General features: G+C 73.1%; 19 protein-coding genes and 2 tRNA genes. 5 read left to right on the top strand and 16 right to left on the bottom strand.

From position 1 onward, the window contains the following. Positions 1-11 precede the first annotated feature (11 nt). Positions 12-1,283: a sensor histidine kinase gene (locus ACIP4P_RS39110; protein ID WP_400927441.1), complete on the bottom strand. Its 1,272-nt coding sequence runs from the start codon at positions 1,281-1,283 to the stop codon at positions 12-14. A 261-nt stretch (positions 1,284-1,544) separates the two neighbouring features. Here ACIP4P_RS39110 and ppc point away from each other — a divergent pair, with 261 nt between their 5' ends. Further along, positions 1,545-4,340 (top strand): phosphoenolpyruvate carboxylase, encoded by a 2,796-nt coding sequence (gene ppc, locus ACIP4P_RS39105; protein WP_350515340.1) that lies wholly within the window; start codon positions 1,545-1,547, stop codon positions 4,338-4,340. Between the two features lie 145 nt (positions 4,341-4,485). Here the strand turns inward: ppc and ACIP4P_RS39100 are convergent, their stop codons facing one another. The 6 genes from ACIP4P_RS39100 to ACIP4P_RS39075 form a co-directional block, all read right to left on the bottom strand. Then, positions 4,486-4,809, bottom strand: a complete 324-nt coding sequence (locus ACIP4P_RS39100) for a hypothetical protein (protein ID WP_350515341.1) — start codon at positions 4,807-4,809, stop codon at positions 4,486-4,488. 139 nt (positions 4,810-4,948) lie between these two features. Further along, the gene (gene pth, locus ACIP4P_RS39095; RefSeq protein WP_400927436.1) at positions 4,949-5,530 is read right to left on the bottom strand and encodes an aminoacyl-tRNA hydrolase; all 582 of its coding nucleotides are present in this window, start codon (positions 5,528-5,530) and stop codon (positions 4,949-4,951) included. 111 nt (positions 5,531-5,641) lie between these two features. Then, on the bottom strand, positions 5,642-6,223 hold the full coding sequence (locus tag ACIP4P_RS39090) for a 50S ribosomal protein L25/general stress protein Ctc (protein ID WP_400927433.1): 582 nt from the start codon (positions 6,221-6,223) through the stop codon (positions 5,642-5,644). Positions 6,224-6,526: 303 nt separating this feature from the next. Next, on the bottom strand, positions 6,527-7,504 hold the full coding sequence (locus tag ACIP4P_RS39085) for a ribose-phosphate diphosphokinase (RefSeq protein ID WP_400927430.1): 978 nt from the start codon (positions 7,502-7,504) through the stop codon (positions 6,527-6,529). Positions 7,505-7,707: 203 nt separating this feature from the next. Beyond that, positions 7,708-9,162: a bifunctional UDP-N-acetylglucosamine diphosphorylase/glucosamine-1-phosphate N-acetyltransferase GlmU gene (glmU, locus tag ACIP4P_RS39080; RefSeq protein ID WP_400927427.1), complete on the bottom strand. Its 1,455-nt coding sequence runs from the start codon at positions 9,160-9,162 to the stop codon at positions 7,708-7,710. A gap of 153 nt (positions 9,163-9,315) precedes the next feature. After that, positions 9,316-9,386 (bottom strand) — tRNA-Gln (locus tag ACIP4P_RS39075). Positions 9,387-9,654: 268 nt separating this feature from the next. Between ACIP4P_RS39075 and ACIP4P_RS39070 the strand changes: the two genes are divergently transcribed. Further along, positions 9,655-10,644 (top strand): acyl-CoA desaturase, encoded by a 990-nt coding sequence (locus tag ACIP4P_RS39070; protein ID WP_400927424.1) that lies wholly within the window; start codon positions 9,655-9,657, stop codon positions 10,642-10,644. A gap of 242 nt (positions 10,645-10,886) precedes the next feature. Then, positions 10,887-11,489, top strand: coding sequence for a TetR/AcrR family transcriptional regulator (locus ACIP4P_RS39065; protein WP_030259955.1), 603 nt, complete (start codon positions 10,887-10,889; stop codon positions 11,487-11,489). A gap of 95 nt (positions 11,490-11,584) precedes the next feature. Here ACIP4P_RS39065 and ACIP4P_RS39060 read toward each other — a convergent pair whose 3' ends face one another. Further along, positions 11,585-12,427 carry a methyltransferase domain-containing protein gene (locus ACIP4P_RS39060; protein ID WP_400927422.1) on the bottom strand — a complete coding sequence of 281 codons (843 nt, stop codon included), beginning with the start codon at positions 12,425-12,427 and terminating at the stop codon, positions 11,585-11,587. A 110-nt stretch (positions 12,428-12,537) separates the two neighbouring features. On the opposite strand from ACIP4P_RS39060, the gene ACIP4P_RS39055 reads away from it, so the two are divergent. Next, complete coding sequence (locus ACIP4P_RS39055) at positions 12,538-13,035, top strand: MarR family winged helix-turn-helix transcriptional regulator (protein ID WP_270144612.1); 498 nt, start codon at positions 12,538-12,540, stop codon at positions 13,033-13,035. A 42-nt stretch (positions 13,036-13,077) separates the two neighbouring features. Here the strand turns inward: ACIP4P_RS39055 and ACIP4P_RS39050 are convergent, their stop codons facing one another. From ACIP4P_RS39050 to ACIP4P_RS39030, 5 genes are all read right to left on the bottom strand, one after another. Continuing rightward, positions 13,078-14,040 (bottom strand): LuxR C-terminal-related transcriptional regulator, encoded by a 963-nt coding sequence (locus ACIP4P_RS39050; protein ID WP_400927419.1) that lies wholly within the window; start codon positions 14,038-14,040, stop codon positions 13,078-13,080. A gap of 352 nt (positions 14,041-14,392) precedes the next feature. Continuing rightward, the gene (gene galE, locus ACIP4P_RS39045; protein ID WP_400927417.1) at positions 14,393-15,355 is read right to left on the bottom strand and encodes a UDP-glucose 4-epimerase GalE; all 963 of its coding nucleotides are present in this window, start codon (positions 15,353-15,355) and stop codon (positions 14,393-14,395) included. 144 nt (positions 15,356-15,499) lie between these two features. Then, positions 15,500-16,168: a response regulator transcription factor gene (locus ACIP4P_RS39040; RefSeq protein WP_350515350.1), complete on the bottom strand. Its 669-nt coding sequence runs from the start codon at positions 16,166-16,168 to the stop codon at positions 15,500-15,502. A gap of 206 nt (positions 16,169-16,374) precedes the next feature. Then, a tRNA-Thr gene (locus ACIP4P_RS39035) sits at positions 16,375-16,447 on the bottom strand. A gap of 115 nt (positions 16,448-16,562) precedes the next feature. Beyond that, entirely contained in the window at positions 16,563-16,985 is a 423-nt protein-coding gene (locus ACIP4P_RS39030; protein WP_350515351.1) for a helix-turn-helix domain-containing protein, read from the bottom strand. A 177-nt stretch (positions 16,986-17,162) separates the two neighbouring features. On the opposite strand from ACIP4P_RS39030, the gene ACIP4P_RS39025 reads away from it, so the two are divergent. Continuing rightward, positions 17,163-17,759, top strand: coding sequence for a flavodoxin family protein (locus ACIP4P_RS39025; protein WP_350515352.1), 597 nt, complete (start codon positions 17,163-17,165; stop codon positions 17,757-17,759). Positions 17,760-17,776: 17 nt separating this feature from the next. Here ACIP4P_RS39025 and ACIP4P_RS39020 read toward each other — a convergent pair whose 3' ends face one another. The 3 genes from ACIP4P_RS39020 to ACIP4P_RS39010 all read right to left on the bottom strand — a co-directional run bounded on the left by ACIP4P_RS39020 (position 17,777) and on the right by ACIP4P_RS39010 (position 22,265). Then, positions 17,777-19,111, bottom strand: a complete 1,335-nt coding sequence (locus ACIP4P_RS39020; RefSeq protein ID WP_400927414.1) for an MFS transporter — start codon at positions 19,109-19,111, stop codon at positions 17,777-17,779. 140 nt (positions 19,112-19,251) lie between these two features. Continuing rightward, entirely contained in the window at positions 19,252-20,526 is a 1,275-nt protein-coding gene (locus tag ACIP4P_RS39015) for a S8 family serine peptidase (protein WP_400927412.1), read from the bottom strand. Positions 20,527-20,624: 98 nt separating this feature from the next. Beyond that, positions 20,625-22,265, bottom strand: coding sequence for a WXG100 family type VII secretion target (locus ACIP4P_RS39010; RefSeq protein WP_400927410.1), 1,641 nt, complete (start codon positions 22,263-22,265; stop codon positions 20,625-20,627). Positions 22,266-22,319 lie beyond the last annotated feature (54 nt).

The following is a 22,319-nucleotide window of genomic DNA, read 5'->3' as shown; positions in this document are numbered from 1 at the left end:
GCGCGCCCGGCCTAGTTCAACCGGTCGCCCCGGACCATCAGCCGGGACGGCAGCACCGCCTCGACCCGGAAGCCGCCGTCCGCCTCCGGCCCGGCCGAGAAGGTGCCGCCCAGCGCGATCACCCGCTCCCGCATCCCGACCAGCCCGTTGCCCCCGCTGGGCAGCTGGGCCCCGCCCCGCTCGCCGCCCGGGCAGGCGTTCACCACGCCGACCCGCACCCCGTTCGGCGCGTACGCCAGCAGCACCGACACCTGCGCCCCGCCCGCGTGCTTGTGCGCGTTGGTCAGCCCCTCCTGGACGACCCGGTAGGCGGTCTGCTCGGCCTCGGCGGTGAACTCCTGCCGACTGCCGCTGACCGTCAGGGTCACCGCCATCCCGGCCGCCCGGGACTGGTCCACCAGCCGGGGCAGTCCGGCCAGCGAGTCCGGCTCCGGCTGCCGCTCGTCGTCCATCCGCAGCACGCCGAGGATCTCGCGCAGCTCGTTGAGCGCCTGCCGGCCCACCTCGCCCATCAGCCGGGCGCTCTGCGCGGCCTTCTCCGGGTCCTTCACGGCTATCCGCTCCAGCGCCCCGGAGTGCACCACCATCAGCGAGACCCGGTGCGCCACCACGTCGTGCATCTCCCGGGCTATCCGGGTGCGCTCCTCCAGCCGGGCCCGGCGGGCACGCTCCTGGGCCTGTTCGGCCAGCAGGTCCAGTTCGGTCTCCAGGCCGTGCGCGCGGTCCTTGAGCGACTCGATCAGCCGCCGCCGCGCCCCCACGTACAGCCCGGTCACCACCGGGGCGACGGTCAGTCCGACGGCGACCAGCAGGGACAGCAGCACCATGCCCCACAGCGGCGGCCGCTCGGCCGTCATCGAGTCGTCCGGGGTCAGGAACTGCACCGCCATCACACCGACCGCCTCGACGAAGGCCAGTCCGGACAGCGCCACCACCCGGCGGCGCCGGGACGGCCACTCCCAGGTCTCCGCCAGCGTGTACAGCCCCACCACCAGCAGCAGCACGCCCAGCATCCCGGGCAGCACCAGCAGCGTCGCCAGCACCGGTACGGCCGGCCAGCGCCGGCGCACCACCAACGAGCCGCCGGCCAGCGTGCCCAGCACGGCGATGCCCACCGCGCCCATGGTGGTCACGTGGAACCGCGCGGACAGGAAGGAGATCGTGCTGGCCGAGCACTCGACCGCGGCGAGCAGCGCCAGCCCGACGTCCAGGAGGGCGCTCCTCGGCCGCTTCCACCACCAGAACGACCGGACCGGCACGCGCTCCCCAGGCGACTTGCTCATGCGTGACAGGTTAAGCGGCAACCCCCTCCCTTCCCCACCGGGATTGCCGGGTACACCTCCGGGAGCCCGGCAAGTGGTCCAGACCACAGATGGTTTTCGGCGCCCCTGTCCGCCATCCGGCCACCTCGCGGACAGCGACCGCCCCGACACCTATGCTGGTCGCGTCGGACAGCGCGGTCCGCACGCGTCACACCCGCCACACTGCGCGTGGACCTGTGACGATGAGCCGTTGCCGAACCCCACCACCACAGGGAGCCAGCCGTGACCGCTCCGGTCCCCAACCCGGCGGACAGCCCCACCACCGTCGCCGACAATGCCGCCCTGCGCGCGGACATCCGCCGCCTCGGCGACCTGCTCGGCGAGACGCTGGTCCGCCAGGAGGGCCCCCAACTGCTGGGCCTGGTCGAACAGGTCCGGCTGCTGAGCCGCACCGACGGCGAGGCCACCGCCGAACTGCTCTCCGACATCGACCTGGACACCGCCGCCAAGCTGGTCCGCGCCTTCTCCACCTACTTCCACCTCGCCAACGTCACCGAACAGGTGCACCGCGGCCGGGAGTTCGCCACCCGCCGGGCCCGCGAGGGCTCACTGCTCGCGCAGACCGCCGACCAGCTCGCCGAGGCCGACCCCAAGCACCTCCGGGACACCCTGGCCCACCTCGCGGTCCGCCCGGTCTTCACCGCCCACCCGACCGAGGCCGCCCGCCGCAGCGTGCTCAACAAGCTGCGCCGGATCGGCGAACTCCTCGACCGCATCCACCGCGAGGAGCTCAGCTCCGGCCTGGCCGCCGCCGACCCGGCCCGCACCAGCAGCGCCAAGCGCTCCGCCGACCGCCGGCTGGCCGAGGTCATCGACCTGCTCTGGCAGACCGACGAGCTGCGCATCGCCCGCCCCGAGCCCACCGACGAGGCCCGCAACGCCGTCTACTACCTGGACGAGCTCTACCGCGAGGCCGTCCCCTCCGTCCTGGAGGAGCTGCACGAGGAACTCGCCCGGGTCGGCCTGAACCTGCCCGACGGCGTGCGCCCGCTCACCTTCGGCACCTGGATCGGCGGCGACCGCGACGGCAACCCCAACGTCACCCCGCAGGTCACCTGGGACGTCCTCAACCTCCAGCACGAGTACGGCATCAAGGACGCCCTGGCCGCGATCGACGACCTGCGCAACACCCTCTCCACCTCCGAGCGCCTGGCCGGCGCCTCGGTCGAACTGCTCGCCTCGCTCAACACCGACCTGCACCGGCTCCCCGAACTCAGCCCGCGCTACAAGCGGATGAACGCCGAGGAGCCCTACCGCCTCAAGGCCACCTGCATCCGGCTCAAGCTGGAGAACACCCGCGAGCGGCTGGCCGGCGGCACCCCGCACGTCGAGGGCCGCGACTACGTCGGCACCCGCGAACTGCTCGTCGACCTGCGGCTGATCCAGGAGTCGCTGCGCGCCCACCGCGGCGAGCTGATCGCCGACGGCCGGCTCGCCCGCGCCATCCGCACCATCGAGGCCTTCGGCCTCCAGCTCGCCACCATGGACGTCCGCGAGCACGCCGAGGCCCACCACCACGCGCTCGGCCAGCTCTTCGACCGCCTCGGCGAGGAGGCCTGGCGCTACGCCGACATGCCCCGCGAGTACCGGCAGAAGCTGCTCGCCAAGGAGCTGCGCTCGCGCCGCCCGCTCGCCCCCACCCCGGCCCCGCTGGACGAGGCCGGCACCAAGACCCTCGGCGTCTTCAACACCGTCCGCGAGGGCTTCGAGCGCTTCGGCGACGAGATCGTCGAGAGCTACATCATCTCGATGTGCCAGGGCGCCGACGACGTCTTCGCCGCCACCGTGCTGGCCCGCGAGGCCGGGCTGATCGACCTGCACGCCGGGATCGCCAAGATCGGCATCGTGCCGCTGCTGGAGACCACCGACGAACTCCAGCAGGCCGACCGCATCCTGGACGAGATGCTCTCCGACCCCTCCTACCGACTGCTCGTCTCGCTGCGCGGCGACGTCCAGGAGGTCATGCTCGGCTACTCCGACTCCTCCAAGTTCGGCGGCATCACCACCTCCCAGTGGGAGATCCACCGCGCCCAGCGCCGACTGCGCGACGTCGCCCACCGCTACGGCATCCGGCTGCGGCTGTTCCACGGCCGCGGCGGCACCGTCGGCCGCGGCGGCGGCCCCTCGCACGAGGCCATCCTGGCCCAGCCCTGGGGCACCCTGGAGGGCGAGATCAAGGTCACCGAGCAGGGCGAGGTCATCTCCGACAAGTACCTGCTCCCCTCGCTCGCCCGGGAGAACCTGGAACTGACCATCTCCGCCACCCTCGCCGCCTCCGCGCTGCACACCGCCCCGCGCCAGGCCCCCGAGGAACTGGCCCGCTGGGACGCCGCGATGGACCGGGTCTCCGAGGCCGCCCACACCTCCTACCGCGCCCTGGTCGACCAGGAGGACCTGCCGAAGTACTTCTTCGCCGCCACCCCGGTCGACCAGCTCGCCTCGCTGCACCTGGGCTCCCGCCCGTCCCGCCGCCCCGACTCCGGCGCCGGGCTGGACGGCCTGCGGGCCATCCCGTGGGTGTTCGGCTGGACCCAGTCCCGTCAGATCGTCCCCGGCTGGTACGGCGTCGGCTCCGGCCTGGCGGCCGCCCGCGCGGCCGGCCTCGGCGACGTGCTGGACGAGATGTACGGCCAGTGGCACTTCTTCCGCAACTTCCTGTCCAACGTCGCCATGACGCTGGCCAAGACCGACCTGCGGATCGCCCGCCACTACGTCGAGCAGCTGGTGCCCGGCGAGCTGCGGCACATCTTCGACCAGATCGTCGCCGAGCACGAGCTCACCCTGCGCGAGGTGCTGCGGCTCACCGGTGAGAGCGAACTGCTGGAGCACAACCCGGTGTTGAAGCAGACCTTCACCGTCCGCGACGCCTACCTCGACCCGATCTCCTACCTCCAGGTGGCGCTGCTGCGCCGCCAGCGCGAGGAGGTCGCCACCGGTCGGCCCGAGGACCCGCTGCGCGCCCGCGCGCTGCTGCTCACCGTCAACGGCATCGCCGCCGGCCTGCGCAACACCGGCTGACGGCCGCCCGGACGCACCGAAGGGGCCGTCGTCCGTCCGACCGGACGGACGACGGCCCCTTCGCGTCCCCGCGGGCGGACCGGCCCCGGACGGCAGGAGGGGCCGGCGCCCACTCCCGTGGACCCCGGCCCCTCACCGCACGTCGCTACTCCGCGGGTTCACCCGCGCGCCGGCGCTTCAACCACAGCGCCGCTCCGCCGGAGGCGACCAGCAGACCGCCGCCGACCGCCAGCAGCCCGGCGTCCGGACCGACCGGGTCGCCGAGCACCGGACCGAACTGCGCCGCCGCGGGCTCCGGCGAGACCACCGCATCCGGTTCGGCCACCGGATCGGCGTGCGCCACCGCACCGCCGGACAGCAGCACCCCGGCCGCCCCCAGCGCACCGGCCGTGCCGATCCTCCGTCCGAACCGCTTCAGCCGGACCACCCGGAGCCGCCGAAGTCGGCGGACCGGACGCAATCTCCGCATCGAGAACTCCCCAGGACCCGTTCGCGTACCCGGCCGACGCTATCCGATCCCGCACGGGATTCTCACGTGGATTCAGGTTTGACGGAGCAAGCGTTGTACGACTGTTGTGTACCCGGCACGATGTGCGCATGACGGACCGTCAGGAGTTGTAGCTGCCCTGCGCGCGCTCCAGCCCCTCGGACAGCAGCGCCTCCACCGCGTCCGCCGAGCGGTCCACGAACCACTCCAGCTCCTTGCGCTCGGTCGAGGAGAAGTCCTTCAGCACGAAGTCCGCGACCTCCATCCGGCCCGGCGGACGGCCGATCCCGCAGCGCACCCGGTGGTAGTCCGGGCCGAGCGACTTGGTGATCGACTTCAGCCCGTTGTGGCCGTTGTCGCCGCCGCCCAGCTTCAGCCGCAGCGCCGCGTAGTCGATGTCCAGCTCGTCGTGGACGGCGATCAGCGCCGAGGCCGGCGCCTTGTAGAAGTCCCGCAGCGCCGTCACCGGCCCGCCGGACAGGTTCATGAAGGACATCGGCTTGGCCAGCACCACCCGCTTGCCCACGAGCCGCCCCTCGGCCACCTGGGCCCGGCTCTTGTGCGCCTTGAACTTGGCGCCCATCCGCTGCGCCAGCAGGTCCACCACCATGAAGCCGATGTTGTGCCGGTTCCGGGCGTACTGCTCCCCCGGGTTACCCAGTCCGACCACCAGCCAGGGGCCGTCGTACTCGTCGTCCGCCATGCTCTCCACTCTCCTTCGCGCTCGACGTCATCATCCCGGACGCGCCGCTGCCCCGGCCGCTCCAGAGGAGCGACCGGGGCAGCGGCCGAACGGCTAAGCGGTGCGCGAGGCTCAGGCCTCGGCGCCCTCGGCCGCCTCGTCCTCGACCGGGGCGGCCTGGGCGGCGATGACCTGCAGCACGACGGCGTCGGCCTCGACGGCCAGCGCGACGCCGGCCGGCAGCACGATGTCCTTGGCGAGGACGGAGGCGCCGGCCTCCAGGCCCTCGACCGAGACGGTGACGGCCTCGGGCAGGTGGGTGGCCTCGGCCTCGACCGGCAGGGCCTGCAGGACGTGCTCCAGCAGGTTGCCGCCGGCGGCCAGCTCGCCCTCGGTGTGGACCGGAACCTCGACGGTGACCTTCTCGCCACGCTTGACCAGCAGCAGGTCGACGTGCTCGATGGTGCGCTTGATGGCCTCGCGCTGGACGGCCTTCGGCAGGACGTACTCGTCCTTGCCCTCGATCGGGACGACCAGCAGGGCGTTCGGGGTCTTCAGGGCCATCATCAGGTCGTGGCCGGGCAGGTTCAGGTGAACCGGGGCGTGGCCGTGGCCGTAGACGACACCGGGGACGAGGCCGGCACGGCGGGCGCGACGGGCGGCACCCTTGCCGAACTCGGTGCGGGTCTCAGCGGCAAGGCGGATCTCGGACACGACTGCACTCCTCGTGGAAGATGGCGCGGGGGTGCAGGCAACGCGAAAAACCGCCGGGACCACACCCTCAGTACGTTCGGGGGTCACTCGGCGGCAACGTCCTCTGCCGGCGGACGGAATCCGCTACCGGCAGCGCGTCGATCACGGTGTCGGTGCCCGTCGAGCAGGCACACGGCATCCCTCGCCGAGCAGTCTCACGAGTCTAACCGCACAAGCCCCCCGGCGTGAAATCGGCCCTTCCGGCGGCCGAACCACGGGCGGCCCCGGACCGCACCGGGTCCGGGGCCGCCTGCGCGGGCTTCGTCAGTGCACGCCCTCGAAGAGGCTGGTGACCGAGCCCTCCTCGAAGACCTCGCGGATCGCGGCGGCGATCGACGGGGCGATGGAGAGCGTGGTGATCTTGTCCAGCTGGAGCTCCGCCGGGGTGGGCAGCGTGTTGGTGAACACGAACTCGCTCACCCGCGAGTTCTTCAGCCGGTCCGCGGCCGGGCCGGAGAGCACGCCGTGGGTGGCGGCCACCACGACGTCCGCGGCGCCGTTCTCGAACAGCGCGTCGGCGGCGGCGCAGATCGTGCCGGCGGTGTCGATCATGTCGTCGACCAGGACGCAGACCCGGCCCTTGACGTCACCGACGACGTCGGCCGACAGGATGGTGTTGGCCTGGGTGACGTCGCGGCGCTTGTGGATGATCGCCAGCGGGGCGTCCAGCCGGTCGCACCACTGGTCGGCCACCTTCACCCGGCCGGCGTCCGGCGAGACGATGGTGAGCTTGGAGCGGTCGACCCGCTCGCCGATGTAGTCGGCCAGCATCGGCAGCGCGAACAGGTGGTCCACCGGGCCGTCGAAGAAGCCCTGGATCTGCGCGGTGTGCAGGTCGACGGCCATCAGGCGGTCGGCGCCGGCCTGGCGGAGCAGGTCGGCGACCAGGCGGGCCGAGATCGGCTCGCGGCCCAGGTGCTTCTTGTCCTGGCGGGCGTAGCCGTAGAACGGCAGGATCGCGGTGATGCTCTTGGCGGAGGCCCGCTTCAGAGCATCGATCATGATCAGCTGCTCCATGATCCACTGGTTGATGGGAGCCGTGTGGCTCTGCATCACGAAGCAGTCCGCGCCACGGGCGGACTCCAGGAAGCGGACGTAGATCTCGCCGTTGGCGAAGTCCAGGGCCTTGGTCGGAACCAGCTCGGTACCCAGCGCCGCGGCCACCTCCCTCGCCAGCTCCGGGTGGGCACGGCCGGAGAAGAGCTTCAGCTTCTTCTCACCCGACGTCGTGATCCCGCTCACTGCACCGTCTCCTCGCGTTGCGGACGCTGATCCCCACCATCCAACGCGAGCAGGCGCAGCCCGTGCGCAAGACGGTTTCAGGGGAATGTCGGTACGCCTGGACACGGGCGGTAAGCCCAGTGGCGCACGTATGACCTCAAGGTTACGCGCCCGCGCAGAAACCGTCCGCCCCGGGACCGCGGCAGCGGCCCCGGGGTGACCCTTCAGACCTCAGCGGCCTCGTCCGTCGCCGCCTTCGCCGCCTGGGCGGACACCGTGCCGGGGCGCTTGCGCTCGACCCAGCCCTCGATGTTGCGCTGCTGCGCGCGGTTCACGCCGAGTGCGCCGGGCGGAACATCGGTGGTGATGACCGAGCCCGCGCCGGTGTAAGCGCCGTCACCGATGGTGACCGGGGCGATGAACATGTTGTCCGACCCGGTGCGGCAGTGCGCGCCGATGACGGTGCGGTGCTTGTTGACCCCGTCGTAGTTCACGGTGACCGAGGCCGCGCCGACGTTGCTGCCCTCGCCGATGGTGGCGTCGCCGATGTAGGAGAGGTGCGGCACCTTGGCGCCCTCGCCCAGCTCGGAGTTCTTCACCTCGACGTAGGTGCCGACCTTCGCCTTGCGGGCCAGCTTCGCCCCCGGCCGCAGGTAGGCGTACGGGCCGGTGGCGGCCAGCTCGCCGATCTCGGCGCGGTCGGCCGTGGTGTTGCTCACACGGGCGCCGGCGCCGACCGCGGTGTCCCGCAGGGTCGAGTTCGGGCCCACCTCGCAGCCCTCGCCCAGGTGGGTCGCGCCCTGCAGCTGGGTGTTCGGCAGCACGACGGCGTCCGGCTCGTACGTCACCTGGACGTCGATCCAGGTGGTCGCCGGGTCCACCACGGTGACGCCCTCGCGCATCGCCCGCTCCAGCAGGCGGTCGTTCAGCAGCCGGCGGGCCTGCGCCAGCTGGACCCGGTCGTTGATGCCCAGGATGTCCCGGTGGTCCTCGGCGACCACGGCGCCGACCCGGTGCCCGGCCTTGCGCAGGATCTCCAGGGTGTCGGTCAGGTACTCCTCGCCCTGCGAGTTGTCGGTGGTCAGCTCGGCCAGCGCCTCGGCGAGCAGCTTGGCGTCGAAGGCGAAGACGCCCGAGTTGATCTCGGCGATCGCCCGCTGGGTCGCGGTGGCGTCCCGCTCCTCGACGATCGCGGCGACCGTGCCGTCCTCGTCGCGCAGGATCCGGCCGTAGCCGAAGGGCTCGGGCACGACGGCGGTCAGCACGGTGACGCCGTTCTGCTGCGCCTCGTGCGACTTCGCCAGCCGGCGCAGGGTGGCCCCGGTCAGCAGCGGCGAGTCCCCGGCGGTGACGATCACCGTGCCGTCCAGCGTCACGCCGTCGGCGACCAGCGCCTCCAGCGCGGTGCGCACCGCGTGGCCGGTGCCGTTCTGCTCCTCCTGGACCACCGGGCGGGCGGCCGGGTAGTGCGCCGCGAGGTGCTCCTCGACCTGCTCGCGCTGGTGCCCGACCACCACGACGAGCTGTCCCGGCGTCAGTTCCCCGGCCGCCGAGACCGCATGACCCACCAACGAGCGCCCGCACACCTCGTGCAGCACCTTGGGCAGCTTGTTCGACTTCATCCGGGTCCCACCACCGGCGGCGAGCACGACAACGGCGGCAAGCGAATTGGCACCCATGCGGGAAGGCTCCTCAGTAGGTTCACAGAGAGGGCAGAGCAGGCCAGAACGCGGGTCCGCACATGTGCTCTGGCAGTTCGAGGATAGTGCCGGGCGGTCGGCCGGAATGCCGGGGCCCGGCCCGCGGCTGCCCGCCCGCGGCCGTACTCAGTGCTCCCGGAGGAGGATTCGAACCCCCATAAGCTGGACCAAAACCAGCTGTCCTGCCCTTAGACGATCCGGGACCGGAGCTCCCACCGTCGGTGGGCCGACGGCGCGCTGGGCCAAGACTACGGGGTAGCGCGCTCCACATCTACCACCAATGCCGACCGTCCGGTCCACCCGACCCGGGCACGGCCGGGGCCCCGGGTTCATCCATCCAGTCGGGTGAATTCACTCAAGCGCCGCGCGGCGGTGTGTTCCGTTGGACACGGAGCGCAACCTACGATGCCGTAAGTTACGCCACCGTAGGCTCCGCTCTGTCCCGATCCGGGACGTCGCGAAGGGACGCCCATGACCATCCAGGCCGGCGAGGCGCGCGCGGAGGCCGCGCTCCCCGATCCCTCCCCCGATCCCTCCGCCGACGCGGCGACCCGGCTGTCCGCCACCCGCGGCGGGGAGCAGCAGGGCCCCGCCGAGAAGGTCGCGCTCGCGCTGTTCATCCTGGTGCCGTTCGCCGCGCTGGTCGCCGCCGTGCCGGTGGCCTGGGGCCGGGGGCTCGGCTGGACGGACGTGGCGGTCACCGTCGCCATGTACTTCCTCACCTGTCACGGCATCACCGTCGGCTACCACCGCTACTTCACCCACGGCGCCTTCAAGGCCTCCCGCCCGATGCGGCTGGCGCTGGCGGTCGTCGGCAGCCTCGCGGTCGAGGGCCCGCTGGTGCGCTGGGTCGCCGACCACCGCAAGCACCACCGGTTCAGCGACAAGGACGGCGACCCGCACTCGCCGTGGCGCTACGGGGAGAGCGTCCCCGCACTGATCAAGGGCCTGTGGTGGGCGCACATGGGCTGGATGTTCGACGAGGAGCAGACCCCTCAGCTCAAGTACGCCCCGGACCTGGTCGGCGACCCGGCGCTGCGGCGGATCTCCCGGCTGTTCTGGCTCTGGACCACCATCTCGCTGCTGCTGCCCGCGCTGGTCGGCGGCCTGGTCGGGCTGTCCTGGCAGGGCGCGCTGTCCGCCTTCTTCTGGGGGTCGCTGGTCCGGGTCGCCCTGCTGCACCACGTCACCTGGTCGATCAACTCGATCTGCCACGCGGTCGGCCGCCGCCCGTTCCGCTCCCGGGACCGCTCCGGCAACGTCTGGTGGCTCGCGGTCCTCTCCTGCGGCGAGTCCTGGCACAACCTGCACCACGCCGACCCGACCTCGGCCCGGCACGGGGTGCTGCGCGGGCAGATCGACTCCTCGGCCCGGCTGATCCGCTGGTTCGAGCTGGCCGGCTGGGTCCGGGACGTCCGCTGGCCGGACGCGCAGCGGATCGCCGCCCGCCGCGCCGCATGAGGCGGCGCTTCCAGCATGATGTAGGGGTGAACGGGAGCAGCGCAGACAGCACAGGCGGTCACCACAGCACGCGGACGGACGCGGCGCCCGGAACGGCGCCGGCCCGTCCGCGGGCCGCCGCAGCGGCGGGCGCGGCCCCCGGGGGCGGTCCCGCCGGCGGCGGGGCCGAGCCGGGCGCGGACCGCGCCGCCGCCGCACCCGCCACCGCACCGGCCCCGCGCCGCCGGGGCGGCCGGGTCCGGATGACCGGCAAGCAGCGCCGGGAGCAGCTGCTGGAGATCGGCCGGACGGTCTTCGCGGAGCGCGGCTACGACGGCACCTCGGTGGAGGAGATCGCCGAGCGCGCCGGGGTCTCCAAGCCCGTGGTGTACGAGCACTTCGGGGGCAAGGAGGGGCTCTACGCGGTGGTGGTGGACCGCGAGATGCAGCTGCTGCTGGACATGGTGACGGGCGCGCTCACCGGTGGGCACTCGCGCGAGCTGCTGGAACAGGCGGCGTTCGCGCTGATGGACTACATCGACACCTCGACGGACGGCTTCCGGATCCTGGTCCGGGACTCCCCGGTGGCCCAGTCGACCGGCACCTTCGCCTCGCTGATCAGCGACATCGCCACCCAGGTCGAGGACATCCTCGGCCTGGAGTTCAAGTCCCGGGGCTTCGACGCCCGGCTGGCGCCGATGTACTCGCAGATGCTGGTCGGGATGGTCGCGCTGACCGGCCAGTGGTGGCTGGAGGTGCGCAAGCCGGACAAGGCGACGGTGGCGGCACACCTGGTGAACCTGGCCTGGCACGGGCTGGAGGGCCTGGAGCGGCACCCGCGGCTGGTCGGCGACCGCAAGGGCTGACCGCCCGGGTGCCGTTCGCGCCCCGGGCGGTCCGCGCTCCCGGCCGCTCACCCTCCCTGGCTACTGCTCGACCCGGCTACTGCTTGTTGACCCGGCTACTGCTTGACCCCGACGGCGAAGATCCGCCGGAACGGGAAGACCGTCCCGTGCGGCCCGGCCGGGTAGGCCCCGCGCAGCAGCCGCCCGTACTCCGCCAGGAAGGCGGCCCGGTCGGCCGGGTCGGTGAGCCGGCCGAGGACCGGGCGCAGCGCCGTCCCCTTGACCCACTCCAGCACCGGGTCCGGCCCCGGCAGCAACGTGCTGTAGGTGGTCTCCCAGACGTCGACGGCGCACCCGGCCCCGGCCAGGGCGTCCAGGTACCGCCCGGGCTCGTGGACGCCGTTGCGGACGGCGTCGTCGCCCAGCAGGTCACGCCAGCGCGGGCTGCGGCGCAGGTCGGCCAGCAGGGTGTGGCTGGGGGCCTCGAAGTTGCCGGGCACCTGGAAGGCCAGCACCCCGCCGGGCTTGAGGGCGTCCGCCCAGCGCGGCAGCACCGCCAGGTGCCCGTCCACCCACTGGAGGGTCGCGTTGGAGGCGATCAGATCGGGCCCGACCGGGGCCGGGTCGTAGTCGTGGGCGTCCGCGAGCAGGTACTCGGCGGTGGGCTCGCCCTCGGTGCGGGCGGTCTCCAGCATCGGGGCGGAGCTGTCGACGCCGATGATCCGGGCCCGCGGCCAGCGCTGGCGCAGCACGGCGGTGGAGTTGCCGGGGCCGCAGCCGATGTCGAGGATCGTCGCGACGGGTCCGTTCCGGTCCGACGGTTCCCCGTGCGGCAGGACTTCGGGCGGCAGGACTTCGTTCGGCAGGGCGGGGACCCGGGCGAGCAGGTCGCGCAGCGGGCGGGTGCGTTCGTCGGCGAAGCGCAGGTACTGCGCCGGGTCCCAGACGGGGCTGGTCATGGTTCACCTCGCAGGTATCTCGACATCAAGATATCTCAGGTAGCGTCGCTGGCACATTTCTCGATGTCAAGAGACTTCACATCGACACATCCACCGATACACTGATCGTCATGGAGGACGAGGTCGACAGGCTGGTCGCAGCATGGCGCCGAGAGCGCCCCGACCTCGACGTGGAGCCGCTGGAGGTGCTCAGCCGGGTCAGCCGGCTCGCCCGTCACCTCGACCGCGCCCGCCGCACCGCCTTCGCCGAGCACGGCCTGGAGCCCTGGGAGTTCGACGTCCTGACCGCCCTGCGGCGGGCCGGCTCCCCGTACCAGCTCTCCCCCGGCCAACTGCTCACCCAGACCCTGGTCACCTCCGGCACCATGACCAACCGGATCGACCGGCTCACCGGCAAGGGCCTGGTCAAGCGCCTGCCCGACCCGGACGACCGGCGCGGCGTGCTCGTCCGGCTCACCGACGACGGCCGCGACCGCGCCGACCAGGCACTGGCCGGCCTGCTGACGCACGAGCGCGAACTGCTCGCCCAGCTCAGCTCCGACCAGCAGGGCGAACTCGCCGCCCTGCTGCGGCTGTTGGTCGCGCCCTTCGACAACATCCCGGGCTGAACCGGGCTCCGCCCCCGACGTCCGCTCCGCCCCCGACGCCCGCTACGGCGCGGAGGCGATGGACGGCGGCACGGCCGGCTCCGAGGGGCTGACCCCGGCCCGGCGGGCCACCGCGACGGCGGCCAGCGTGGAGTGCACCCCCAACTTCCCCAGCACGTTCTGCATGTGGGTGCGGACGGTGTGCGGCGACAGGTACAGCCGTTCCGCGACGGCCTGTCGGCCCAGGCCCGCCACCATGCAGCGCAGGATCTGCTTCTCCCGCGGGGTCAGGGAGTCGACCAGCCGTTCGCTCTCGGTCCGGTCCCGCCGGGCGGTGGTCAGTTCGCGGATCACCCCGGTGAGCAGCGCGGGCGGCAGGTGCGTCTCGTCCCGCAGCACCCCGCGGACCACCGCGAGCAGCCGGGCCAGTGAACTCTCCTTCGCCACCCAGCCGGTGGCGCCCAGATGCAGCGCCCGGGCCGCGCGGTGCGGGTCGTCCGCGGTGGCCAGCACCACCCCGCGCAGCCCCGGGTGGGCCCGACGGAGCCGGCCGAGCAGGGCGATCCCGTCCGGGGGCGGGGCGGCGGGCCTGAGCTGCTCGGCCCGTAACTGCTCGGTGCGGGGGTGGTCGACCCGCAGCTGTTCGACCCGCAGCTGTTCGGCGCGCGACTGCTCGGCGCGCAGGTGGTCCGCCGGACGGCCGACGGCCCCCGGGGCGGTCGGTGCGGCCCCCGTCCTTCGCGGTGGCGGCACGCCCGGGGCCGGGCGGCGCCGGGCCTCCTCGGCCGCCTCGACGCCCGGCCGGGCGCGGGCCCCCGGCCCGACGGCCCCGGCGCCCAGGTCGGCGTCGATCAGCGCCACGTCGTAGGCCCGGCCCTCGGTGGCGGCGCGCTCCAGCGCCCGCTCGGCGGCGGCCGCGCTGCCGGCCGCGCCCACCTCCACGTCGGGCTCGGCGGCGAGGGCCGCGGCCAGTGCCTCGGCGAAGATCCGGTGGTCGTCGACCACCAGGACCCGGATCCGCCCCATCGTCAGTACCCCCTGCTCAGAGCGCCCGAGCCCGGGGACGGGGAGCGGCCGGCGTCCGCGTTCCGGACCCGCCGCTCCGCCCGCCCACCGGTGGCCGGTGAAGCCGAAAGGACGCCGGCCCCCACCGGTACCGCACTCAGCGTACGGGCCGGGAAACGCTCCCGTGGCGGTTCGGTGAAGTTTCGTCAGGAGGTGCCGGAGTGGCCGGACTTGACCGGTCGGACGGCCCGGGGACGCCGCTCGCGCGTCCCCGGGAACCGTACCGACCGACCGGCTCCCCGGCCCGGTCCGGGCCGTTCGACGGCCGGGCCGTTCAACAACCGGGCACCGCAGCCGGGTTCAGCGGCCGCGCTCAGCGGCCGTGCTGCTCCAGCGCGAACTTCCAGGCGTCGGCGACGATGTCGTCCAGGTTCGGACGGCGCGGGGTCCAGCCCAGCTCCTGGTGGGCGCGCTCGGCGGAGGCCACCAGCACCGCCGGGTCGCCCGCCCGGCGACCGGCGACCTGCACCGGGATCTCCCGGCCGGTGACCCGCTTGACCGACTCGATCACCTCGCGCACCGAGAAGCCGCTGCCGTTGCCCAGGTTGCAGATCAGGTGCTCGCCCGGCTTGGCGGCGGTCAGCGCCAGCAGGTGGGCGTCGGCCAGGTCGGCGACGTGGATGTAGTCGCGGATGCAGGTGCCGTCCGGGGTCGGGTAGTCCTCGCCGAACACCGCGATGTGCGGGCGCCGGCCGAGCGCGGCCTGGAAGACCAGCGGGATCAGGTGCGACTCGGGGTCGTGGCGCTCGCCGTAGGCGCCGTACGCGCCGGCCACGTTGAAGTAGCGCAGCGAGACGGCGGCCAGGCCGTGGGCGACGGCCTCGCTGGTGATCATGTGGTCCATGGCGAGCTTGCTGGCGCCGTAGGTGTTGGTCGGCGAGGTCCGGGCGGTCTCGGCGATCGGCACCACCTCGGGCTCGCCGTACACGGCGGCGGTGGAGGAGAAGACCAGCTTGCGCACACCGGCCTCGCGCATCGCGGTGATCAGCTCCAGCGAGCCGGCCACGTTGTTGCGCCAGTACTTCTCCGGGTCCACGACGGACTCGCCGACCTGCGAGGAGGCGGCGAAGTGCAGCACGCCGTCGAAGGAGCCGTCCAGCACCCGGCCGGCCTCCTGGATCCGGCCCTCGACGAACTCGGCACCGGTCGGGACGCCCTCGCGGAAGCCGGTCGAGAGGTCGTCCAGGACGGTCACCTCGTGCCCCGCCTCCAGCAGGTGGGCGGCCACCACGCTGCCGACGTAGCCGGCGCCACCCGTGACCAGGTACTTACTCATGATGAGACCTCCAGCGGGCGATGGCCCGCGCGTCGGCGGCGCCATCGACGGAATGCGTACGACTACGGCCAATTGTCCCTGCCCGGACGGGTGCTCCGGACCACCGGGGCGGTCGCCCCGCGGCCCCCGCGGCCCCCGCCCGGTTCAGCCGCCGGACATCCGCTCCAGCAGTCCGGTCCGGGCGGCCACCGCGGCCGCCTCCAGCCGGGTGCGCGCGCCGAGCTTCATCAGCACCCGCTGGACGTGGGTACGGGCGGTGCTCGCGGCGATCCGCATCCCGGCGGCGATCGCGGCGGTGTCCTCGCCGTCCGCGATCCGGGCCAGCACCTGCACCTCACGGCGGGTCAGCAGCCGCAGCAGCCGGACCGCCTCGTCGTCGGGTTCGGCCACCGGGCGCAGCAGTTGGTCGAAGGCACCGCGCAGGACGTCCACCGTCACCGCGGCCTCGCCCGCCCGGGCCCGTCCGATCGCCCGCTCGACCACCTCGATCCGCTCGTCGCTGGGCACGTACCCGGCCGCCCCGGCCGCGAACGCGCAGGCCACGCCCCGGAGTTCACCCACCGGTCCGAGGACGATCACGGCCACCTCGGGACGTTCCCGGCGGATCCGGCGCAGCCCGTCGAAGGCCCCCGGGTCGCCCGGCGCGGCCACCCCCAGCAGGCACACCTCGGGCCGCCGCCCGGCCACCAGGTCGGCGGCGGTAGCGGCCGGCGAGCCGACCGCGAGCACCCGGTGACCGCGCAGCTGGAGCGCGGTGGCCAGTGCCTCGGCCAGCAACCGGTGGTCGTCGACCACCACGAGTCGAACGCCCATGACGCCCTCCAGCTCGGGGTCCGGCTCGTGCCCGCACCCGTCGGGCGGGCGGCCGATGACGCACCATCACAGCGCATTCCGTACCCGACCCGCTAGGTCACGTCCGCCGCGAGCCGCCCGGGGGGCGGGCGGACCGGGGCGGATCGGCGCAGGTCGGGCGCGGGAACGCGAAAGACCCCCGCCGAGAGGCGAGGGTCTTTCAGTTGAGCCCCCATGCGGAATCGAACCGCAGACCTTCTCCTTACCATGGAGACGCTCTACCGACTGAGCTATAGGGGCTTGCCGGGTTTTCGTTTTCCCGGGCCGGTCGAACAAGGAAGACATTACACGGCCGTCGGCCCGGAAGGGAAATCGGCTCCGTCCCGGCTCCCGGCCGCCCGCCGGCCCCCGGCGGCTACTCGCCGCCCCCGGCGTGCGCCGCGTCGAACTCCTCGCGGGCCGCGAGCATCTGCAGGGCGCGCCGCTCCGTCCAGCGGCCCAGCGGGGCGACCAGTTCGGCCAGCTCCCGGCCGAGCGGCCGCAGGTCGTAGACCACCCGCGGCGGCGTCTCCGGGAAGACCGTGCGGAGCACCAGGCCGCTGCGCTCCAGGTTGCGCAGCGACTGGGTGAGCATCTTGCGGCTGACCCCGCCGACCGCGCGCTGGAGCTCGGAGAAGCGCTGCGGGCCGCAGGCGGAGAGGCTCATCAGGATCAGCATCGACCACTTGTCGGCGAGCTCGGCGAACATCTCGCGGCTGGGGCAGAGCCGGGCGAAGACGTCGAGCTCCAGCTCCTCGTGCTGTTCGACCCCGGCGCGGGCCGCTTCCTCCGTCGTCATACCGCCAGGGTAGACCCACGGTCTCCGATCCGCTCTTGGTAACCAATGGAGACCTGGTCTACATTAGAGACCGAAGGCGGGTCCGGCAGGCCCGGGCCCCGCCCGGGGCACCGCCGTGCCCGCACCCGTCCGTGCTTCGCCGTCCCCGCCGCTACCACCCCGCACAGGAGTGCCCTCATGACCGCCGTCCGCCCGACCGTCGCCCTCGCCTACCACTCCGGCTACGGCCACACCGCCGTGATCGCCGAGGCCGTCGCCCGCGGTGCCGCCGCTGCGGGTGCCGAGGTCGTCACGATCGCCGTCGACACCATCACCGACGAGCAGTGGGCCCAGCTGGACGCCGCCGACGCGATCGTCTTCGGCTCCCCCACCTACATGGGCACCGCCTCCGGCGCCTTCCACGTCTTCGCCGAGGCCACCAGCAAGCGCTGGTTCTCCGACGCCTGGCAGGACAAGGTCGCGGCCGGCTTCACCAACTCCGCCTCCAAGAGCGGCGACAAGGCCGGCACCCTCGGCTTCTTCCAGACCCTGGCCGCCCAGCACGGCATGAGCTGGGTCAACCTCGGCCTCAAGCCCGGCTGGAACGCCACCACCGCCACCGAGAACGACCTCAACCGGCTCGGCTTCTTCAACGGCGCCGCCGCCTCCTCCCCCGCCGACGCCGGCCCGGAGGCCGTCCACAAGGCCGACATCGCGACCGCCGAGCACCTCGGCGAGCGCGTCGCCCGGCACACCGCGGTCCTGCTGGCCGGCCGCGCCGCCCTGGCCGGCTGACCCCGCCCCCCGTACGGCTACGCCGCCGGGTCCGTCCCCAGGACGGGCACCCGGCGGCGTCCGCCGTCCACCGCCGCCAACTCCGCACCCGTGGTCTCCGGCAGCAGCCACAGACACCCCAGCGCCAACCCGCCCAGCACCGCCAGGTACCAGCCGACCGGCTGCGCCGTCCCGTACTCCGCCGTCAGCCTGGTCGCCACCAGCGGCGTCGTCGCCCCGCCGACCACACCGCCCAGGTTGTACGTCAACGCGGCTCCCGTGTAGCGCACCCGGGTCGGGAACAGCTCCGGCAGGAACGCCGCCACCGGCCCCATCAGACACCCCAGCACCACCAACGCCCCGGCCAGCGCCAGGAACATCAGCGGTGGACGCACCGTCTCCAACAGCGGGAACAGCACCAGCGACCACGCCGCCGCCAGGCCCGTCGCCCAGCGCATCGTCCGGCGCCGGCCCCACCGGTCACTGTGCGAGGCGCTCAGCCATACCGTCCCCGCCCCGACCACCGAGCCGACCAGCAGCATCGCCAGCACCAGCGTGCTCGCCACCCCCAACCCGGAGGTCGCGTACGCCAGCGCGTACGTGGTGGTCAGGTAGAACAGCGCGTACCCGAAGGTGATCGCCCCGCCGCCCGCCAACACCGGCCGCCAGTGCTCGCGCAGCAGCTCCACCACCGGCGGACGGTCCCGCCGCTCGTCCGCCCGGAACAACGGCGTCTCCGCCAGCCGCAGCCGCACGAACAGGCCCACCGCCACCAGCGCGAGCGAGGCCACGAACGGCACCCGCCACCCCCACTCCCGGAACGACCGCTCGTCCAGCCCCAGTTGCAGCGCCAGGAACGCCCCGTTCGCCAACACGAACCCGCCCGACGGCCCCAACTGCAGGAACCCCCCGTACCGCCCGCGCCGACCCGCCGGCGCGTTCTCCGCGATCAGCAGCGCCGCCCCGCCCCACTCCCCGCCCAACCCCACGCCCTGGCACACCCGCAGCACCACCAGCAGCACCGGCGACCACCAGCCCCACGCGGCGAACCCCGGCAACAACCCCACCGCCGCCGTCGCCGAGCCCATCAGCAGCAGCGACACCACCAGCGTCGCCTTCCGCCCCACCCGGTCCCCGAAGTGCCCGAACACCACCGCCCCCAACGGCCGGGCCAGGAACGCCACCGCGTACACCGAGAACGCCGCCAACAACGCCCCCACCGACCCCAGTCCGGGAAAGAACACCGGCCCGAACACCAGGGCGGCCGCCGTCCCGTAGAGGAAGAAGTCGTAGAACTCGATCGCCGTCCCGATCAACGCCGCGGCCGCCGCCCGCCTCAACTGCCCGGCCCGGCCCACACCTTCCGCATCCATACCACCCACCCTCGCCACCGCCCGGCCACCCCACCAGCCCCCACCCGAGTGACCCCGGCGCACACCCCCGCCCCACACGCCCCACGCAAAAGCCCGGGCGCCGCCTCCGCGACACCCGGGCCCGTCCCCGCCCCCACCTCCTACGCGGCCGCCCGCCTACGCCGACGCACCAGGACGACCACCGCGGCCACCACCACCAACCCGGCCGCCCCACCGCCCACGACCGGCAGCACGCCCCCCGACCCGGACGACCCGGACGACGCGGCCACCGTCGGCGCGCCCGCCGCCACGGCACTCGGACTCCCCGCGGGCACCGACGGCGACGCGGCCGGAGCCGGCGAACCCGCAGACGCGGACGGGCTCGCCGCGGGCACCGGATCCGCCGCCGGAACCGGGGACACGTCCGCCGGACCGGGGTCGCCGGGATCCGTCAGCGCGACCCGCGGCCGCACCACCCCGTACCCGACGTCGTTGTTGCGGACGGAACCGTCCGTGGGCTTGCTCGCCGTGTTGATGAGGACCCGGAGAACCTGGTTCGCGGTCCAGTCCTTGTGCACCGACCAGACCAGAGCCGCCGAAGCGGACACCAGAGCGGCCGCGTCGGAGGTGCCATGGCTCTTGCAGTAGCCGGTGTTACCGGTACAGGCCTCGACCATGTCCACACCCGGCGCGGCGAGAACCACCTGCGGGCCCTGCTGGGACTCCGAGGTCGCAACGACATCGCGGCCGACCGCGCCCACTCCGACGACATCGGGCAGCGCGCTCGGGTACTCGGCGAGATTTCCGTCCTGCGCCGAATTCCCGACACTGGACACCACCAGCACGCCCTTGCTCCGGGCCATCGCCAAGGTCTTGCTCAACTTGTCGACATCGCCGGGCGAAGTGGAGACGGCGGAAATCCCCTGCGAGATGTTGACGACCTTCGCACCCTGGTCGACCGCATAGGTGACGGCCTGCCCGACCTGGCCGAGGAAGTCGGTCGAAACCACCGGCCCGACCGTCCCGTTGTTGATCTTCAGCGGAAGGATCTTGGCTCCGGGCGCAAGCCCGTAAGCGCCCGTACCACCGGCGGACTTTCCGGTCCCGGCGATCAGGCTGGCCATCTGCGTGCCATGCCCGTCACCGTAGGAACCGACACCGCCGGAGCCCCCGCTGAAGTCCTTACCCGGCAGGAACTGCCCCGCCAGGTCCGGGTGATCCAGCTTGAAGCCACCGTCGATCACCGCAACGGTGATTCCGTCCCCCTTCGAGGTCTTCCACATCTCCGGGGCGTGCATGGCATCCAGATGCCACTGGTCGGGGCGAATGGGGCCATCGGCGATCGCAGGTGCTGCGACCGGGCCGATCACGACTCCAACCGCCACGAGCGACGCCGCGAACACCCGCAGACGTGCTCGCGTATTCGTCCGCCCCATCACCACTCCTCGTCAATCTCTCCGCAGACCGGGAAGCATGCCCGAACAGGTCTGCCCGGCCACTGGACGAGCCCAGTGGCCGGGCAGACGGTGTCGTCCTACTCAATCACGTCGGGGTTGCTGTGCGGCGTGCCGCTGGTCCAGGTCTCCTCGTCCTCGTGCAGGTAGTCCGCACGGTCGCGACGGTCGCGTTCCTTCCGGTTGCCGTGACCGCCCGCGCCCGGGGCCATCATGCCGTTCTGCCCGGAGCGGGCACCGCCCTCGGCGGCTTCCGCCGCGGCCGCCCGGTTGCGCAGGCCGGTGCCGCCGGGCGTGAACTCCCCACCGGCAGCAGGACCCTTGCGGCCGCCGACGGTGCCACCGGGGGTCGAGGTCAGGCCCCGACCGCGCGAGCCGCCGGCCCCGCCGACGACACCGTGGCCGCCGCCCATGCCCGGGTGCATGCCACCCGTTCCGCCGCCCGTGGCCGACCCGCCGATCCGGCCGCCGCCCGGTGCGCCCTCACGGCCGAAGACCGTGCCGCTGGGCAGACCGCCGGACCTGCCCGGGACCGAGCCACCGCCGAACGGGCCCGTACGGGCGGGAATCGAGCCGCCGGCCTTTCCCGAGACGCCGCCGATGCCCCTGGTCGGCACGGAGCCGCCGCCGACGCCGCCCGGGTAGCCGCCGATCGGTCCGGTGCCACCCGACAGCCCGGGCAGGCCGCCCTGGCCGTCGGGACCACCCGGGTGGGCGGGAGTTCCGCCCGGGCCGCCCGGCAGGACGGGACCGCTTCCGGAGCCGACCGGGACGGTCTGGTCCGGCAGGGTCGGGAGGCCGTCGAGACCGGTGCCCGGTCGGTGGACCGGGTCCGACGGGGTGGACGGCGGCACCGGGGTGCCCGGGTCCCGCGGGGGCGTGGGCAACTGGCCACCGTCGTGCGGCGGGACCGGTCCGGTGTGACCGGGGTAGGTCGTCTCCTCCCAGTTCGTCGACGGATCACGAGGCTTCATGGAGACGTTGCCGTAGGTGCCGCCGGGCGAACGGTAGCTCGCCTTGACGCTGCCGCCGGCGGTCCGGGGGCCGGGCAGGACCGCACCGTAGCTCCCGCCGCCATTGCCACTGCCCGAATAGTCGGACGACGCGTCCCGGTTCGTCTCCGGCGTCCCCGGCAGCACCACGTTGTCGCCGAGCCCGGTCAGCGTCGTCGTCGCCGCGGAGTAGGCCTCGCCCAGTTTCTCCATCTGCCGGATGGCTTCCTGGTGCGCGTCGTAGAGCTCCTTGGTCCCGGCCATCGCCTGGGTCTCGGAGACCCAGTTCGGGTTCTTGCGCTTCATGGCCGCGTCGATGTCACCCGTGGACGGACCGTTCGGGTACCAGCCGACCGTCTTCAGCTGCCGGAGCACCTCGGGGTCGGGCATCCCCTGGTCGTGCCGCCCCTTCACCCAGGCGACGGCGTCCGGCGGCACCGGCGGCACTGCGGCCTTGGCCGTGCTGAGGGCCTCACCGGCCTGGTTCATGGCGTTGCCCGCGCCCGTCGAGTAGGCGCCCAGCTTCTCGGCGGACTGCTGCAGGTTCCCGGCCCACGTCTTGAAGTTCTCCGCGGCACGGCCCTCCCAGGTGACCTTGGAGAGGTGCGACGTGAGTGCCTCGCTCAACTCCTTGAGAACACCGCCGGCCTGTTGCAGCTTCGCGGCACGACTGAGGATCGTCGTGGGGTCGGTTCCGTTGACCATGTTCAGAAGTACTTGATGGTCCATGCCTTCGAACTTCGACTGGACTGCCACTGCTCTCTCTCCCCGTTCCCCGTGAAC

It is taken from the genome of Kitasatospora sp. NPDC089509, from assembly GCF_044749365.1.
Lineage (GTDB): Bacteria > Actinomycetota > Actinomycetes > Streptomycetales > Streptomycetaceae > Kitasatospora.
The sequence above is the reverse complement of the archived record's forward strand: the minus strand, read 5'-3'. Positions and strand labels throughout refer to the sequence as shown.